We start from the raw sequence: 15856 nt of genomic DNA, 5'->3' as shown, positions 1-15856 counted from the left end.
AGTCGGTTCTTGGGTCATGCAGGCGCGAATGATGACAGGCCGCGCGCGCCCGCTGCAAATTCGGCGGCCTCCCCGCGCGCCGCTCAGGTCCAGGTTTCGAGCACTGCGCTGCGCACCGCCTCGACGGCGCTCGCATGCCGGCCTTCGGCCGCGAGCCAGCAAAGCCAGGTGCGCGAGCGCCAGCCGTTCCAGATCGCGAGCTCGCCGTTGCGCTGGCCCTGCTCGGCCTGGTCGAGCCGCAGCAGGCCGGCGCCCATGCCGCTCGCGACCATGCTGCGCACCGCGCTCTCGCTGTCGGCCGTGCGCCCTTGCCGGTAGTCGCGGCCGGCGCCCGCGAAGAGCTTCTCGAGGTGCGTGCGCAGGATGCACGAGGGCGGCGTTCCCACCCACGGCAGGCGGGTGAGCTCGTCGAGCGTGAGGCCGGGGTGGGCCTCGGAAACCGGCAGCGGCAGCGTCACGACCAGCTCGACCGGCACCAGGCGCAGCAGCTCCATGCCTTCGACCTGCTCGCTGTCGCTGAGCGCGTAGGCGCAGTCGAGCTCGCCGCGCTGCACCGCCGCCAGCGTCTCGAACGACAGGCCCTGCCGCAGCTGCAGCGTGACCTGCGGGTGGCGCTCGGCGAGCTTGACCAGCACCTCGCCGAGCCTGAGCGCCACCGGGTCGACCACAGTGCCGAAGCGCACCACGCCCTGCGCCGCGCCGCGCAGCTGCTCGGCGGCCGAGCGCATGCGCATGGCCGAGGCCAGCGTGCGCTCGGCCTCCTCGAGCAGGCTGCGGCCGGCCTGCGTGGGCACCATGCCGCGCGGCGTGCGCTCGAACAGCTTCACGCCCAGTTCGTCCTCCAGCGCCTTGAGTTGGGCGCTGACGGCCGGTGCGCTGGTGAACACGCGCTCGGCCGCGCGGGTGAGGCTGCCCTCCTTCGCAATGGCGACGAAAGTCTTCAGTTGATAGAGCTCCATGGCGCAAATTGTGAGCGCTGGCGCGGCCTGCGTGCGTTCGTTTTTTCGGAGCGCCCGGTCCAAAGAAGCGAATGGCCGCGCGGCGTGCAAAAGCCGAAGCTTGGCGCCATCGATTCCATGCAACGAGGCCCGCACATCATGTCCACCGCCAACCCACGCCCGCTCGGCATTGCCGCGCTGCTGCTCGCCACCTCCGGATGGGGTGCCATGTTCCTTGTCGGCAAGGACGTCCTGCACCACGTCGAACCCATGTGGCTCACGCTGATCCGCTACAGCATGTCGGCCCTGCTGTTCGCCGCGCTGCTGCTGCCGCGCGGCGCGGTGCCCTGGCGCAAGCTCCGCCTGCATGCGGTGCCGCTGGCATTGCGGGGCGCCGCGGGCTTCGGCGTCTTCAGCGTGATGCTGTTCGTCGGGCTCGCGCACTCGGTGCCTTCGCACGGCGCGGTGATCGTGGCCACCACGCCCATGACCACGCAGCTGGTGCGCTGGGCCTTCGATGGCGTGCGGCCCGCGCGGCTGGCGCTGCTGGCAACGGCGCTGGCGCTCGCGGGCGTTGCCATGGTGTCGGGCCTGCTCTTCGGCGGCGCCTCGTCGGCCGGCTCGACGCTCTTCGGCGACGCGGTGGCTTTTGCCGGCACGCTGGGCTGGATCTGGTACACGCGCGGCGCGGCGCGCTTTCCCGCGCTCGACGTCGTCGAGTATTCGGCGCTCACGGTGCTGGCTTCGTGGCCGCTGCTGCTGGCGGGCGCGCTGCTCGCCACGGCCTTCGGCGCGAGCCACGCACCCAGTGCCGAGGGCCTGCGCCTGACGTGGCACGCGCTGCTGTTCGTGGGCTTGGTGCCCTCCGCCATCTCCGTGCTGGCCTTCAACTATGGCGTTCGCACGTTGGGCGCTGTCACCGGCACGGCCTTCCTGAATTTCGTTCCGGTGTCGGCGCTGTTGATGGGCGTTGCGCTGGGCAAGCTGCCCTCGGCCCACGAGCTGGCCGGCATGGCGATGGTGGTCGGCGGACTGCTGCTGCATACGGCCGCGAGCCGCAGGGCGGCAGCCGCACCCGCAGCGCGCGCCGCGGGCGGCAACAGCACTGCGGGCTACCGCGCCTGCGGCGCCAGCGCGCGATAGAAGTAGGTGGTGTCGCACGGCGCGCCGCCCGGCAGCAGCGCATAGCCCGGAATCACGCCGACGCGGGTCCAGCCGAGCCGGGCATAGAGCCGCTCGGCCTCGGCGCTGGAGGTGTCGAGCACGAGCAGGGTCTTTCGGTGTTCGAGCGCGAGCTGCTCGGCGGCCTGCATCAGCAGCGCGCCGATGCCCTGGCGCCGGGCGCGCCGGTGCACGAGCATCTTCGAGACCTCGGCGCGGTGCGGCTGGTTCTCGGGCTGCGCGAGCACCAGTTGCACGGTGCCGACGATGCCTTGCGCGTCTTCGGCCACCAGCAGCGCGCGCTCGCCGCTTGCCACGCCTTCGGCCACGCGCTGCCAGAAGGCCTGGGCGCGCTCGGGCGTGAGCGGCAGCATGAAGCTGACCGAGGCACCGCCTTCGACGCAGTCGACGAGCACGTCGGCCAGTTGCCGGACATGGGCGTCGCCGACGCTGGAGAGAAGGCGGATGCGTGGCGCGGAGTTTGTTGCCGCAGGTTGGGTCATGTCATCTCCAGGAAGAGGGCGAGGTGGCGATCACGACGGCATAGCGCGCGATCTTCCGCGTGGGGTTGTAGTAGCTGGTGGGACGGTCGAGCACCAGCGCCAGGCAGTCGCCCGCGCCGAGCCGGTGGCGCTCGTCGCCGAGCGTGACTTCGATGCTTCCTTCGAGCACCCACACCTGCTGGTGGACCTGCGGTTCCCGCGCGCCGGTTTCGTAGGCCACGCGCGCCTTGGGCGGAAAAAGAATCTCGACGATGTGGATCGGCGATGCGGAGCCGCCGGGCGACACGTTGCGGCGCACATAGCCCGAATGCGGATCGCGCCATTGCAGCTGGTCGGCCAGCCGGGACACCGGCCCCGACGCAGGCACCGGCGCCTCGAACAGCGACGCCAGCGGAACGCCGAGGCCGGTCGCAAGTTTCTCGAGCAGCACCGCCGTCGGGCTGCTTTCGCCGCGTTCTATGAGCGAGATCATCGAGCGGCTGACGCCGCAATGCGCCGCCAGCGCCTCGAGCGAAAGGCCGCGGTCGGCGCGCAGGTCCCGCACGCGCTGCGCGATGCGGTCGTTGAGGCTGGGCGGCTGAGTTTCCATGATGCCGGATGAATATCCAACATCATGGAATAGAAGTCAAGGCGAGTTATCGACCGGCGGGAGCGTCCTGCCCGTCCTTCGGCCTCGACGACGGCTCCCAAGAATCAGGCGTGGTCGCGACCAGCTCCTTGAGGTTGGACCAGGGCTTTGCGCCCGGCACGGTGGTGCCGCCCGTGATCGCCACCTTCGCGAAGGCGACCATCCGCTCGCGCAGGTATTGCCTGTCGCTCTCGGGCCAGGTCTCGATGGAATGGGGCGCGCGGGCCACCACGATTTCGCGCGCACCGCGAATGCGGTCGTAGGCGGCGATGGTGCCTTCGAGTGTTTCGGCGCGGTCCCACAGGCCCTTGCCGAAGAAGGCGGCCGGCCACTTGTGCATGCCCGCGAGCGGCGCCGAGTTCGGATAGAAAAGGATGTGGTGGTCCGCCGCCATGCCGCCAAGGAACAGGTTGCGATCGGCCAGGTCGGGCGATGCGGGCAGGTAGCCCGCGCCGCTCGCAAAGGAAGACAACAGAATGGCGCCCTTGATGTTCGAAAGCCCCTTGGGCGGCTGGCATTCGGGCACCGGCATGTCGTAGCTGCACGCGCCCGAAAAGTTCTTGGCCATGGCCCATGCGGTCGACATCGAGCCGCGCGAATAGCCGCCAAGCAGGATCGGAATGCGCGTCGACTTCATGCCGCCCAGCAGCTTGCCGGCCGCCTCCTTGCCTTCGAGCACGCGGCCGTCGGGCGTGAGCAGCCGCAGGCCGTCGCCGCTGTCGAACTGCGCGAGCACGCGAAACACGTCCTCGCCCTGCTCCAGCGTGTGGGTGTCGCTGAATCCGCCGGAGATGCCCTCGCCGCGCCGGTCGTAGGCCAGCACGTCGAAGCCCGCCTGGTTGAGCGCATCGAGGTTCTCGCGCCACCAGCGCTGGCCCATGGTCTCGGTGGTGGCGTTCGGGAACTTGACGTCGACCGCGCGGCCCGTGGCCGGGTCGATGCGGTAGGGCTTTTCGTCGGGGTGCTGGATCGCGGTGAGCTGCCCGCCGCCGCCCGGCGCCATGACGACCAGCGCGCGCATCCTGCCGCCCTTGCCATCGTCGACGCCGCGGCCTTCGATGTACCAGCCGCGCAGCTTGACCGGATCGGCCATCTGCAGGTCGATGCGCTCGAAGCTGTCGCGCGGCACGGTGAACTCGACCACGAAGGTGCCGGCATCGGCGCGCGCAATCGCCTCGGCATAGGGCGCCTTGGCGAAGAAGGCCGGACGCCGGATCTGCCGCAGGTCGACGGGCCCTTCCGGATCGATCCTGCCGGAAGGATCGACCACGCCGGTCGAGCGCGTCGCGCGCGCCTTGTTCGGCGGCAGCCAGCGCTGCATCTGCGCATCGATGCGCGCAAAGCAGGCGGCATCGGCCTTGCAGGCGCGCCAGCGCTCCTTCAGCCGCGCATCTGTGAATTCGTCGACGTAGTAGTCGCTGTCCGCATAGCCCGCTGGCGGGCGGTAGGCATTGACGCCGAACGGCACGCAGGCGGTGCGGCCATCGGACTGCGGCAGCCGGTAGCCGGGCAGTTCGTGGTTGCGGTCGACGCCGACCCAGGCGCGGCAATCGGTGGGCGGCGGTGCCGCCCTTGCGCTCCTGGATGAAACAGCACCTCCATGCGAAGAGCAGCCGCCGATGGCCAGGGCCGCCGCGAGCACCGCAGCTGCGGCCGAGCCGATGCGAAAGAACGTGCGCATGTTCTCGTCTCCTTTCGATCCGCGCCATGCGCGGTTTCATCGCTACAACAGCATGAAAGCCGCGGCGGCCACCAGCGTGGGCCCGAGCGCACCCAGCAGCAGTCCGCCGGCGCCGATGGTCTCGTCGGAGAAGCCGCGCTTGAGCAGCGCGACGCCCGCGGGATTGGGCGCGTTGGCAATCACCGTCAGGCCGCCGCCGGCCACCGCGCCGGCCACGAGCATGTACTTCGATTCGTCCGAGATGTTGGTGATCAGCGAACCCAGGTAGGTGAGCGCCGCGTTGTCGGTGATGGCCGTGAGGCCCAGTGCGCCGAAGAACAAGGCGAGCGGCTGCAGGCTCGATACGACCGGCTCCAGCCACCACTGCTGCATGCCGCCGAGCACCACCAGCCCCGCCAGGAAGAAGCCGACGAGCAGTGCCTCCTTGATGATGAGCGGACTCTGGTGGCGCTCGTAGGCTTGCGTGTAGCCGAGAAACATCAGGAAGAGCCCGAGGAACGCCACCGGATGATGTGCGAACAGCACGATACCGGCCAGCAGCACGAGGTGCACCAGCGCCACGGCGGGCGGCACGGGCGCTTCGGAGAGCGCCGCGTGCGCGCTCGAAGCCGCGGGCAGGTGCTTGCGCAATACGAAAGTGGCCACGGTGGCGTTGACGAGCACGGCCACGGCGGCCTTCCAGCCGAAGGTGGCAAGCATGAAGGCGCTGTCCCATTGCCAGGTCGAGGCCACCATCAGCACCGGCGGCGCGGCGTACGACGTGAGCGTGCCGCCGATCGACACGTTGACGAACAGCACGCCCAGCGCGAGGTACTTCACGGCTTCGGGCACCTGCGGCCTGAAGATCTGCGGCGCGAGCATCAGCGCCGCAATGGTCATGGCCGCGGGCTCGGTGACGAGCGAGCCCAGCAGCGGAACGGCCGCCAGGCCGAGCCATGCCGCCGCAACGGGCGTGGGCAGCGGCAGCACCCGCGCGACAAGGCTCACGCCCGACATGACGGTGCGCAGCACGGGCCGCGAGGCGGCCACCACCATCACGACGAAGACGAACAGGGGCTCGGTGTAGTTGCGCGACTCCGCATAGCCGAGTGCCGGCCCGCCGCCAACGACCAGGGCCATCGCAAGCACAAGCACGATGGCCCAGAAGCCGAAGACGACTTCCACCTCGCCCAGCAGGTGAAAGAGGCCGGCATGGCGGGGAAAGCGGTGCGACAGCCGCTCGAACTGCTTGGCGGCGAAGGTGTGGACGAGCGCGACGGCGAAGATCGCTGCGGCAAGGTACTGGATGGTGGGCTCTTGCATGGGACGGATGGCGTGGTTGATCCGCGTGGCGGCCCGACCATCGCATGAACCTGCGGCGCCGCCAACAAGAAGCAAGCGGCCCCGCACCCAGCCCCAGTTTAACGGGGCCCGCCGGCTAGGGCTGCTGCAGGCGCTGCAGCAGCTCCGCGCTCGGGTAGCCGTCCGCGGGCAGGCCCACGCTGCGCTGGTAGCGGCGCAGCCCTTCGCGCGTGGCGGGGCCCATGACGCCGTCGGCCGCGCCAGTGGCAAAGCCGCGCCGGGTGAGCGCGGCCTGCAGTTCGGCGATCTGGCTGCGCGAGAGCGCCGTCAGGTTCCTCGGCCATGGCGCCTGCACGTCGGGGCCGCCGCCCAGGCGCTGCGCGAGCAGGCCCACGGCGAGCGCGTAGTTGGTCGAGTTGTTGTAGCGCAGCACGGCGCGAAAGTTCGGCCCGACCAGGAAGGCCGGCCCCTGCGCGCCCGCGGGCAGCAGCACCGAGCCATCGGCAAATTCCGGCAGCGGCTGGCCGTCCATGCTCGTGATTCCCTCGGCCGCCCACTGCGCGCTCGGCTGGCGCACGGCCATGTCGGCGCGGCCGTAGTCGAAGCCCGCGGGCAACTTGATCTCCACGCCCCACGGCATGCCGGCCTGCCAGCCCGAGCGCGAGAGAAAGTTGGCCGTCGAGGCCACCACGTCGGGCATGCTGCCCCAGATGTCGCGGCGCCCGTCGCCGTCGGCATCCACCGCGTAGGCCAGGAAGTTCGACGGCAGGAATTGCGTCTGGCCCATGGCGCCCGCCCAGGAGCCGATCATGCGGTCGCGCGCGATGTCGCCGCTGTCGAGGATCTTCAGTGCCGCGAGCAGCTCGCGGCGCGCCCAGTCTTCGCGCCGGCCCTCGAAGCCGAGCGTGGCCAGCGCGTCGATGACCGGGGTGCTACCGTAGTTGCCGCCGTAGTTGCTTTCCATGCCCCAGATGGCGACGACGACGGTGGCCGGCACGCCATAGCGCGCGGCGGCCGCATCGGCTTCGGCGCGCACCTGCTGCAGCTTGTCCTGGCCCGTGGCAATGCGCTGGGGCGAGACGGTGTTGTCGAGATAGTCCCAGACCGTGCGTGTGAACTCGGGCTGGGCGCGGTCCAGCTCGATCACGCGCGGAAGAAACTGCACCTGGTCGAAGGCGCTTTGCAAGGTGGCTTCGCGGATGCCGGATGCGCGTGCGGTGGCGCGGAAGTCTGCCACCCATTTGGCGAAGCGCTGCTGCTCGAGCGCGGCAGCGTCAGGGGCTGCGGGCGCGGGCGCAGTTGCGGGCCGCTGACTCGCCGTGGAGCCCGGCGGCTGCGACGCCGGCCCGGGCGGTGCGGAAGCGCAGCCCGCGACAAGCGCCGCGGTGGCTGCGGCCACAAGGGCGGGCCGGATGGTGGACTGCAGGAATGAGGTGCTGCTGGTTGGATGCATCCGCGGATTCTCACCCGTGCTGCACGGCGGCAAGCCGTTCTCACGCACCGACGCGCCCCTTTCCTACAGCTGCGGTGGGCGGGCCAGCGAGCATGGGCCGTCAGCAGCAGCGAACTCCCGCGGCTCGAATCTCGAAGGGGACAGTGATGCCACATCAAACCTACGCCGCATGCATCGAGGCGTGCAACGGCTGCGCCACCGCATGCCATCACTGCGCCGCGTCCTGCCTGAAGGAGCCCGACGTCCAGATGATGGCCCGGTGCATCGCGCTCGACATGGATTGCGCGGCCGCCTGCCAGTTTGCCGCGGCCGCCATGGCGCGCGGCAGCGAACATGCGAAAGCCATCTGCGCGCTGTGCGCCGGCATCTGCGAAGCCTGCGGCGAGGAATGCGCCAGGCACAAGCACGAGCACTGCCAGGCCTGCGCCAAGGCCTGCCGCGATTGCGCAGCCGCGTGCCGCGCGATGGCACGCTGAGCTGCCGCGACCGGCTCGCGCGCGTCCGGCTATGCCTTGCCGGACGCCACCTGCTGCGTGAATGAAAGCGCCAGGAAATCGACAAAGGCCCGCACGCGCGCGGCCAGCTGGTGCCGCTGCGGATACACCGCGTAGATGTCGGCATCGGGCGTGAAGTACTGCGGCAGCACCTGCACCAGGCGGCCGTTGCGCAGGTAGCGGTTGATGTCCCACTCCGCCCGCATCAGGATGCCGTGGCCTTCGAGCGCCCAGTTCACGGCGATCTCGCCGTCGTTGGTCGCGAGGCTGCCGCGCGTCTTGATCGATTCGGTGCGCGCATGGCGGCCTCGGCCGCTCGTCAGGCGCCAGACGCCGTAGGCTTCCTCGCCCTGGCGAATGCCGATGCAGTTATGCCTGGCCAGGTCGTTCGGAACCTTGGGCATGCCGCGCGCCGCCAGGTAGGCGGGCGATGCGCACAGCAGCCGGCGGTTCGATGCGATGTGCCTTGCCACCACGCGGCTGTCCGGCGGCGCGCCAAAGCGCACGCAGACATCGAACAGGTCTTCGCTCGGCGCCGGTGGATTGACCGACAGCTGCAGCTGCACCTCCACGGCCGGATGCTTGCGCACGAAGCGCGAGATCAGCGGCGCCACATGGCTGCGCCCGAAGCCCAGCGTGGCGTTCACGCGCAGCAGGCCGCGCGGCGTGGCGCGCGACACGCCCAGCAGCTCCTCCATGCCGTCGATCTCGCCGAGGATGCGGCGCGCATGCTCCAGGTACAGCTCGCCCTCGGGCGTGAGGCTCATGCGGCGCGTGGAGCGGTTGACCAGCAGCACGCCCGCGCGCGATTCCATCAGCGCCAGGTGCTTGCTGACCGCGGGTGTGGTGATGCCCAGCTCCCGCGCGGCGGCGCTCAGGCTGCCGGCGCTGGCCAGGGTGGAAAAGAAGCCGAGATCGGCCGGAAGGATGGCGCTGCTCATCGTGGCCCCACTGTTGAACTCAGGTTAACAATGGCTTCACTTTAGCGCCGATTCCGCGGGCTGCTGCTTCTTACAGTGGAATCTCTTTTTCAACCTCCCGCAGGCATCGCCATGAAGACGTACAAGATCGCAACCATTCCCGGAGACGGCATCGGCAAGGAAGTCGTGCCCGCGGGCCAGCAGGTGCTCGAAGCGCTGGCTTCGGCCGGCAGCAGCTTCACGTTCGAGTTCGAGAATTTCGGCTGGGGCGGCGACCACTACCGCGAACACGGCGCGATGATGCCGGCCGACGGCCTCGATGCGCTGCGCGGCAAGGACGCGATCCTGTTCGGCTCGGCGGGCGATCCGCATATTCCCGACCACATCACGCTCTGGGGCCTGCGCCTGAAGATCTGCCAGGGCTTCGACCAGTACGCCAACGTGCGCCCGACGCGCATCCTGCCCGGCATCGACGGCCCGCTCAAGCGCTGCGGCCCCCATGATCTGAACTGGGTCATCGTGCGCGAGAACTCCGAGGGCGAGTACGCCGGCGTCGGCGGCCGCGTGCACCAGGGCCATCCGATCGAGGCCGCCACCGACGTGTCCATGATGACGCGCGCCGGCGTCGAACGCATCATGCGCTTCGCCTTCAAACTGGCGCAGTCGCGGCCCCGCAAGCTGCTCACGGTCGTCACCAAGAGCAACGCCCAGCGCCACGCGATGGTGATGTGGGACGAGATCGCGCTGCAGGTCTCGAAGGAGTTCCCGGAGGTCACCTGGGACAAGGAACTGGTCGACGCATCGACCGCACGCATGATCAACCGGCCGGCCTCGCTCGACACCATCGTCGCCACCAACCTGCATGCCGACATCCTGAGCGACCTGGCCGCCGCGCTCGCGGGCAGCCTGGGCATCGCACCCACCGGCAACATCGACCCCGAGCGGCGCTACCCGTCGATGTTCGAACCGATCCACGGCTCCGCCTTCGACATCATGGGCAAGGGCCTGGCCAATCCGGTCGGCACCTTCTGGTCGGTCGTGATGATGCTGGAGCACCTGGGCGAGGCCGAGGCCGCCCGGCGCGTCATGCAGGCGGTCGAAGCCGTGACGGCCGACCCCGCGCTGCACACGCGCGATCTCGGCGGCCGCGCCACCACCGCGCAGGTCACGCAGGCCGTGTGCGCACGGCTCGCGTAACCCAATCAAACACACGGCGCAGACCGTCAGCCAGGAGACAAAGACATGTTGAAGCAACCATTCGCCATCGGGCGCCGCCGCGCCCTCGCGGGAACCGCCCTGGCGGCCCTCGGCCTTTGCATCGCGCCCTGGGCCACTGCCCAGGAGCCGTGGCCGGCCAAGCCGATCAGCCTGGTCGTGCCCTTTCCTTCCGGCGGCACCACCGACGTGCTGGCCCGCGCGCTCGCCGATGCGCTGTCCAAGGCCCTGGGCCAGCCCGTGATCGTGGAAAGCAAGCCGGGCGCCGGCGCCACGCTCGGCGCCGACTACGTCGCCAAGGCCAGGCCCGATGGCTACACGCTGCTGATGGGCGCGGTGCACCACACCATCGCGACCAGCGTCTACAAGAAGCTGCCCTACGACTTCCAGAAAGACTTCGCGCCGATCACCACGGTGGCGATGGTGCCGAACGTGCTGGTGGTCAATGCCTCGCTCACGCCGGCCAAGTCGGTGGCCGAGCTGGTCGCGCTTGCCAAGGCGTCGCCGAAGGAGCTGGCCTACGGCTCCAACGGCAACGGCACGGCGCAACACCTGATCGGCACCCAGTTCCAGGCCAGCACCGGCGTCAAGCTGCTGCACGTGCCGTACAAGGGCAGCGGTCCGCTCACCACCGACCTGCTGGGCGGGCAGGTGGACATGTCCTTCGACACCATCACGCCCGTGCTGCAGCACATCAAGGGCGGCAAGCTGCGCGCGCTGGCCGTCACCACCGCCAAGCGTTCCGCCGTACTGCCCGAGGTGCCGACGCTCGAGGAGGCCGGGCTCAAGGGCTTCGACATCGGCACCTGGTTCGGCGTGCTCGCGCCGGCCGGAACGCCGAAGGACATCACCGCAAAGCTCCACATCGAGATGGCCAGGATCATCAAGTCGCCGGAGTTCGCCGAGCGGATGCGCGCGATCGGCGCCGACCCGATCGGCGACAGCTCCGCCGAGATGGCGGCCCGCATCCGCGAGGAGACGGCGAAGTTCGCGAGGCTGGTCAAGGAGGGGAAGGTCGCGGTCGAGTAGGCCGGATTCACGACGATCTTGTTACTCCCCGCTGCGCTCGCCAGTCCCTAGAGTTGCCTTGCGGCGCCAACCACGGCGCGCCACAAGGAGCCGGCGATGAGCAGCAACAGCAGGAACAGCAGGAACAGCAGCAAGAACGACCGCGTCGCGCAGGCGCTCGGCATCTATCGAAGCATCGCGGCGTGCAACGAGCGCCTTGCGCGCGGCAACGACGTCCACGCGCTCACGGCGGCGTTGATGCTGCCCTGCTACCACGCCGAGTTCAGGCGCGTGGCGAGCGAGCTGAACCATTCGGAGCAGGACGAGCTGGGCGCCGCGCTCGAACGCTACCTGCCTGGCAACGCCGCAGTGACCGCGTCCTACAACGAACTCCTGGTTGGCCTGCGGCTGCGGCCGGCCCGCTGATCTGCCCACACAGACCCGGGAGCCATGCCGACGCGCGGCTGTTCTGATCCAGAACAACCCCGCGTACCAGGGCGATTTCGCCGCGGCCCGCAAGGAACTGCGCGGGCGTCTCGGCCTGGACAGGTGATCGCCCGCCGCCCCGCCGCAAGCGGCTGATACACTTTGCGCGCGTTGTCAGGTGTCCTGGCGCCCCGTGTAAACGGCGGGGTGGCCAGGGTGAAACGGGAAGTCGGTGCGCGGCGGTGGAGAGAACACCGCGCAATGCCGACGCTGCCCCCGCAACGGTAAACGAGTCAAGAAGCAAGACCCCGGGATTCGGTCCCGCGCCACTGTGCCGCGAACGGCATGGGAAGGTGGTCTTGCTGCAGAGCCGATGGCTCTGCGCTCGTGAGCCCGGAGACCGGCCTGACGACCAGCGCATGACCTTGCGGTGGGCGAGGATCGGCGGGCGGCGCATGGCGTCCGGCTCGATGCAGGTGTGCATCCGCCGGAACCGCATCCACTGGCGCCCCTCCGATTTCTCTCCCCCCGCCCGGTCGTACCGACCATCTATCGCGCGGCGGGCGCGGAGGAATCATCATCATGAACAAGCGAGCCATCGCTCCAGGCAGTGCGCCGACGCCGGGAACCGTGTGGTTCGTCGGTGCGGGCCCGGGCGATCCGGAACTCATCACCGTCAAGGGCCGCGGCCTCGTCGAGCGCGCCGGGGCGATCCTGTTCGCGGGCTCGCTCGTGAGCGAAACCGCCATGCGCTGGGCGCGGCCGGACTGCGCCATTGCCGACAGCAAGGACATGACGCTCGAGCAGATGTCGGCCTGGCTGATCGCGCAGGCCGCGCGCTGCGAGACCGTGGTGCGCCTGCAGACCGGCGACCCGGGCCTGTACGGCGCACTGATCGAGCTGGTGCAGCCGCTGGATGCGGCGGGCGTGCCGATCGGCGTGGTGCCGGGCGTGTCCTCCGCCATGGCCTCGGCGGCGGCGGCGGTGGAAAGCCTCACGCTGCCCGAGGTCACGCAGACCGTGATCTTCACGCGCGTCGAAGGCCGCACGCCCATGCCCGAGGGCGAGTCGCTCGAGGCGCTCGCCGCGCACCACAGCACGCTGTGCATCTTCCTGAGCATCACCCTGATGGGCAAGGTCACGGCCGCGCTCACGGCCGCCGGCTGGTCGCCCGATGCGCCCGTGGTGGTGGTTCACAAGGCAAGCTGGCCGGGCGAAGAGAAGATCGTGCGCGGCACGGTCGCGACCATCCAGGCGCTGTGCCGCGAGGCCCGCATCGCGAGCCAGTCGATGATCATCGCCAGCCCCACGCTGGGCGCGCGGCAGTGGACCACGCTCGCCAAATCCAAGCTCTACGACGCGAGCTTCACGCACCGCTTCCGGCGCGCGAGCGTTCCCGTCCAAACCCTGCGCCAGGAACTCCCATGAACTCCGAAACCATTCTGCTGGTGGGCCACGGCTCGCGCGAAAAATCCGGCAACGACGAGATCGAGGCCTTTGCCGCGCAATGGCGCGAGCGGCAGCCGGGCTGGCGCATCGAGGTCTGCTTCATCGAGTTCTCCGAGATCACGATGAGCGAGGGCCTGCGCCGCGCGGCCGAGAGCGCGCGGCGCGTGATCGTGGTGCCGCTCATCCTCAATGCCGCGGGCCACGTGAAGATGGACGTGCCGCAGGCCATCGACGGCGCCCGGCTCAAGTACCCGATGGTGCAGTTCCTCTACGCGCCGCACCTCACGGCCTGCGATCCGATCCTCGCGATCCTCAAGCGCCGCCTCAAGGACGCGATGCAGGCGCTCGACATGCCCGACCCGACCACCACCGGCGTGGTGATCCTGGGCCGGGGTTCGTCGGACCGCCAGGCCAATGGCGACATGGCCAAGATGGCGCGCTGGCTGATGGAGGAGACCGACCACGAGCTGGTCGACCTTGCCTTCACCGGCATCACCTACCCGCGCCTGGAGAAGGCCGTGCAGCGCCAGGGCCTGCTGGGCATGAAGCAGGTGGTGGTGCTGCCCTACTACCTGTTCAACGGCACGCTGGTCGAACGCATCGCGCGCCAGGTCGAGCACCTGAAGGCGCAGTACCCGACGATCCGTTTCGTTTCCACGCGCTACTTCGGCTTCGAGCCCGAGATCTTCGCGCTGCTCGAACAGCGCGTGGACGACCTGCGGCGCGGCGCGCCGGCCGCGCTCATGCCTTGCGACGGCTGCAAGTTCCGCGACTTTGCGGTGGAGCACGGGCTGGGCGGCCACCACCATGGCGATGCGGCGGCGCACGGCCACGACCACGACCACGATCACGACCACGCGCATGGCCACGTCCATGCGCACGACGCGGTGCCGGCGCTGCGATGAAGCCGACGCACGCCCCGGCGGCCAACGTCGTCACCGAGCAGCTCACCGCGGCGGGCCGCGCCATCGAGCACGACTCCTTCGCGGTGATCGACCGCGAGGTGGCCTCGCATGCCTACACGGCCGACCAGTGGCCCGTGGTGCGCCGCATGATCCATGCGAACGCCGACTTCGACTTCAACGGCCTGACCGACTTCCACCCGGAGGCAGTCGACGCCGCCATTGCCGCCATCCGCTCGCGCGCCAGCCGCGTGCTGGCCGATGTCGAGATGATCTGCGTCGGCCTCTCGGCGCCGCGCCTCGCGCACTTCGGCATGGGCACTCACCAGTTCATCAGCGACCCGGACGTGATCTCGCAGGCGATGGCCGAAGGCACCACGCGCGCGGTGCAGGCCATGCGCAAGGCGCACCGGCTCGGGCTGGTCGACGGCGCGATCGTCGGCATCGGCAATGCACCGACCGCGCTGATCGAGATCGTGCGGCTGATCCGCGAAGAGGGCGCGCGCCCCGCGCTGGTGGTGGGCATGCCGGTGGGCTTCGTGTCGGCGGCCGAATCGAAGGACCTGGCCGCGCTCGAAGACGAGGTGCCCTGGATCGTGATCCGCGGGCGCAAGGGCGGCTCCACGCTGGTGGTGGCCGCGATCCACGCGCTGCTGGGCCTGGCCGAGGCGCGCGAACACGCCGCATGATGGACAAGGGCGCGCCCCGCGGCACCCGCACCGGTTTCACGACCGGTGCGTGTTCGGCCGCGGCGGCGCGCGCGGCGGTGATCGGCCTGGTCACGGGCCAGGTGCCCGACCACGTCGAGTGCCTGCTGCCCAACGGTGATCTCGTGCGCTTCGCGGTACACGATGGCCGCGTCGACAGCGCGAGCGCGCACGCCATGGTCATCAAGGACGCCGGCGACGACCCCGACTGCACCGACAAGGCCCATCTCACGGCCGACGTGCGCCTGCTGCCCGATCTGGCGGGCCAGGTGGTGCTGGCCGGCGGCACCGGCGTGGGCACCGTCACCATGCCGGGCCTCGGGCTCGCCGTGGGCGGGCCGGCCATCAACCCGGTGCCGCGCCGCAACATCGAGGCGAACGTGCGCGCGGTGGGCGCGGCGCTGCTCGACGAGGTCGGCCTCGAAGTCGCGATCTCCGTGCCGCAGGGCGAGGAGATGGCCAAGAAGACGCTCAATGCGCGCCTGGGCATCCTCGGCGGCATTTCGATCCTCGGCACCACCGGCATCGTCAAGCCGTATTCCACCGCCGCCTACCGCGCGAGCGTGGTGCAGGGCGTGCAGGTGGCGGGCACGCTGGGCCATGGCGTGGTCGTGCTCACGACCGGCGGGCGCACCGAGAAATTCGTGATGGCCGAAATGCCGGAGCTGCCCGAGCCGGCCTTCGTGCAGATGGGCGACTTCCTGCGCTACGCGATGGGCGCCGCGGTCAAGGCCGGAATCCGGAAGGTGGTGATCGGCGGCATGGTCGGCAAGCTCACCAAGATCGCGCAGGGCGAGACCATCACCCACGCCGGCCGGGCCGAGGTCGACACCGGCCTGCTGGCCGACCTGGCCGCCGGACTCGGCGCGCCGCCCGATGTGTGCGATGCGATCCGCGGCAACGAGACCGCGCGCTATGCCGGCGAGCGCATGGACGCGCTCGGGCTCGGCACCGCCTTTCACACGGCGCTCGCGCAGCGCGTCATCCAGACGCTGCGCACGCGCTACCCCGACCAGTTCGAACTGAAGGTGCTGGTCTGCGACTTCGAAGGCCGAAAGATCGCGGAGGCCCCGTGAACGACAGCGAGAAC

16 protein-coding genes and 1 riboswitch are annotated in these 15856 nt (G+C 69.9%); of the genes, 9 read left to right on the top strand and 7 right to left on the bottom strand.

Annotation, left to right across the window (positions count from 1 at the left end; all coding sequences use genetic code 11):
* Positions 1-83: 83 nt before the first annotated feature.
* On the bottom strand, positions 84-959 hold the full coding sequence (locus ACAM58_RS05340; protein WP_012746185.1) for a LysR family transcriptional regulator: 876 nt from the start codon (positions 957-959) through the stop codon (positions 84-86).
* A gap of 138 nt (positions 960-1097) precedes the next feature.
* On the opposite strand from ACAM58_RS05340, the gene ACAM58_RS05335 reads away from it, so the two are divergent.
* Positions 1098-2081, top strand: a complete 984-nt coding sequence (locus ACAM58_RS05335) for a DMT family transporter (protein WP_028254129.1) — start codon at positions 1098-1100, stop codon at positions 2079-2081.
* Here ACAM58_RS05335 and ACAM58_RS05330 read toward each other — a convergent pair.
* From ACAM58_RS05330 to ACAM58_RS05310, 5 genes are all read right to left on the bottom strand, one after another.
* Positions 2051-2602 carry a GNAT family N-acetyltransferase gene (locus tag ACAM58_RS05330; RefSeq protein ID WP_028254130.1) on the bottom strand — a complete coding sequence of 184 codons (552 nt, stop codon included), beginning with the start codon at positions 2600-2602 and terminating at the stop codon, positions 2051-2053. The two genes, ACAM58_RS05335 and ACAM58_RS05330, sit on opposite strands and share 31 nt — an antisense overlap.
* Before the next feature lies 1 nt (position 2603).
* On the bottom strand, positions 2604-3191 hold the full coding sequence (locus tag ACAM58_RS05325) for a helix-turn-helix domain-containing protein (protein ID WP_028254131.1): 588 nt from the start codon (positions 3189-3191) through the stop codon (positions 2604-2606).
* 46 nt (positions 3192-3237) lie between these two features.
* Positions 3238-4911: an alpha/beta fold hydrolase gene (locus ACAM58_RS05320; protein WP_012746181.1), complete on the bottom strand. Its 1674-nt coding sequence runs from the start codon at positions 4909-4911 to the stop codon at positions 3238-3240.
* Between the two features lie 42 nt (positions 4912-4953).
* Positions 4954-6213: a putative Na+/H+ antiporter gene (locus ACAM58_RS05315; protein ID WP_012746180.1), complete on the bottom strand. Its 1260-nt coding sequence runs from the start codon at positions 6211-6213 to the stop codon at positions 4954-4956.
* A 115-nt stretch (positions 6214-6328) separates the two neighbouring features.
* Positions 6329-7645, bottom strand: coding sequence for a lytic murein transglycosylase (locus ACAM58_RS05310; RefSeq protein ID WP_012746179.1), 1317 nt, complete (start codon positions 7643-7645; stop codon positions 6329-6331).
* 146 nt (positions 7646-7791) lie between these two features.
* On the opposite strand from ACAM58_RS05310, the gene ACAM58_RS05305 reads away from it, so the two are divergent.
* Positions 7792-8121: a four-helix bundle copper-binding protein gene (locus ACAM58_RS05305; protein WP_012746178.1), complete on the top strand. Its 330-nt coding sequence runs from the start codon at positions 7792-7794 to the stop codon at positions 8119-8121.
* A gap of 29 nt (positions 8122-8150) precedes the next feature.
* Here the strand turns inward: ACAM58_RS05305 and ACAM58_RS05300 are convergent, their stop codons facing one another.
* Positions 8151-9080: a LysR substrate-binding domain-containing protein gene (locus tag ACAM58_RS05300; RefSeq protein ID WP_018903600.1), complete on the bottom strand. Its 930-nt coding sequence runs from the start codon at positions 9078-9080 to the stop codon at positions 8151-8153.
* A 111-nt stretch (positions 9081-9191) separates the two neighbouring features.
* On the opposite strand from ACAM58_RS05300, the gene ACAM58_RS05295 reads away from it, so the two are divergent.
* The 7 genes from ACAM58_RS05295 to ACAM58_RS05265 all read left to right on the top strand — a co-directional run bounded on the left by ACAM58_RS05295 (position 9192) and on the right by ACAM58_RS05265 (position 15842).
* A complete protein-coding gene (locus ACAM58_RS05295) occupies positions 9192-10256 on the top strand; it encodes a tartrate dehydrogenase (protein WP_012746176.1) in 1065 nt (354 codons plus the stop codon).
* Positions 10257-10301: 45 nt separating this feature from the next.
* A complete protein-coding gene (locus tag ACAM58_RS05290; RefSeq protein ID WP_012746175.1) occupies positions 10302-11303 on the top strand; it encodes a tripartite tricarboxylate transporter substrate binding protein in 1002 nt (333 codons plus the stop codon).
* A 96-nt stretch (positions 11304-11399) separates the two neighbouring features.
* Entirely contained in the window at positions 11400-11708 is a 309-nt protein-coding gene (locus ACAM58_RS05285) for a hypothetical protein (protein ID WP_012746174.1), read from the top strand.
* Positions 11709-11867: 159 nt separating this feature from the next.
* A riboswitch (cobalamin riboswitch) is annotated at positions 11868-12132 on the top strand.
* Positions 12133-12290: 158 nt separating this feature from the next.
* Entirely contained in the window at positions 12291-13136 is an 846-nt protein-coding gene (gene cobM / locus ACAM58_RS05280) for a precorrin-4 C(11)-methyltransferase (protein WP_018903601.1), read from the top strand.
* Complete coding sequence (locus ACAM58_RS05275; protein WP_012746172.1) at positions 13133-14062, top strand: sirohydrochlorin chelatase; 930 nt, start codon at positions 13133-13135, stop codon at positions 14060-14062. The genes cobM and ACAM58_RS05275 overlap by 4 nt, the downstream gene beginning before the upstream one ends.
* The gene (locus tag ACAM58_RS05270) at positions 14059-14748 is read left to right on the top strand and encodes a precorrin-8X methylmutase (RefSeq protein WP_012746171.1); all 690 of its coding nucleotides are present in this window, start codon (positions 14059-14061) and stop codon (positions 14746-14748) included. The genes ACAM58_RS05275 and ACAM58_RS05270 overlap by 4 nt, the downstream gene beginning before the upstream one ends.
* Complete coding sequence (locus tag ACAM58_RS05265) at positions 14745-15842, top strand: cobalt-precorrin-5B (C(1))-methyltransferase (protein ID WP_012746170.1); 1098 nt, start codon at positions 14745-14747, stop codon at positions 15840-15842. The genes ACAM58_RS05270 and ACAM58_RS05265 overlap by 4 nt, the downstream gene beginning before the upstream one ends.
* Positions 15843-15856 lie beyond the last annotated feature (14 nt).

The sequence above is a fragment of the Variovorax sp. V116 genome (assembly GCF_041154435.1).
Classification (GTDB): Bacteria; Pseudomonadota; Gammaproteobacteria; order Burkholderiales; family Burkholderiaceae_C; genus Variovorax; species Variovorax paradoxus.
The sequence above is the reverse complement of the archived record's forward strand: the minus strand, read 5'-3'. Positions and strand labels throughout refer to the sequence as shown.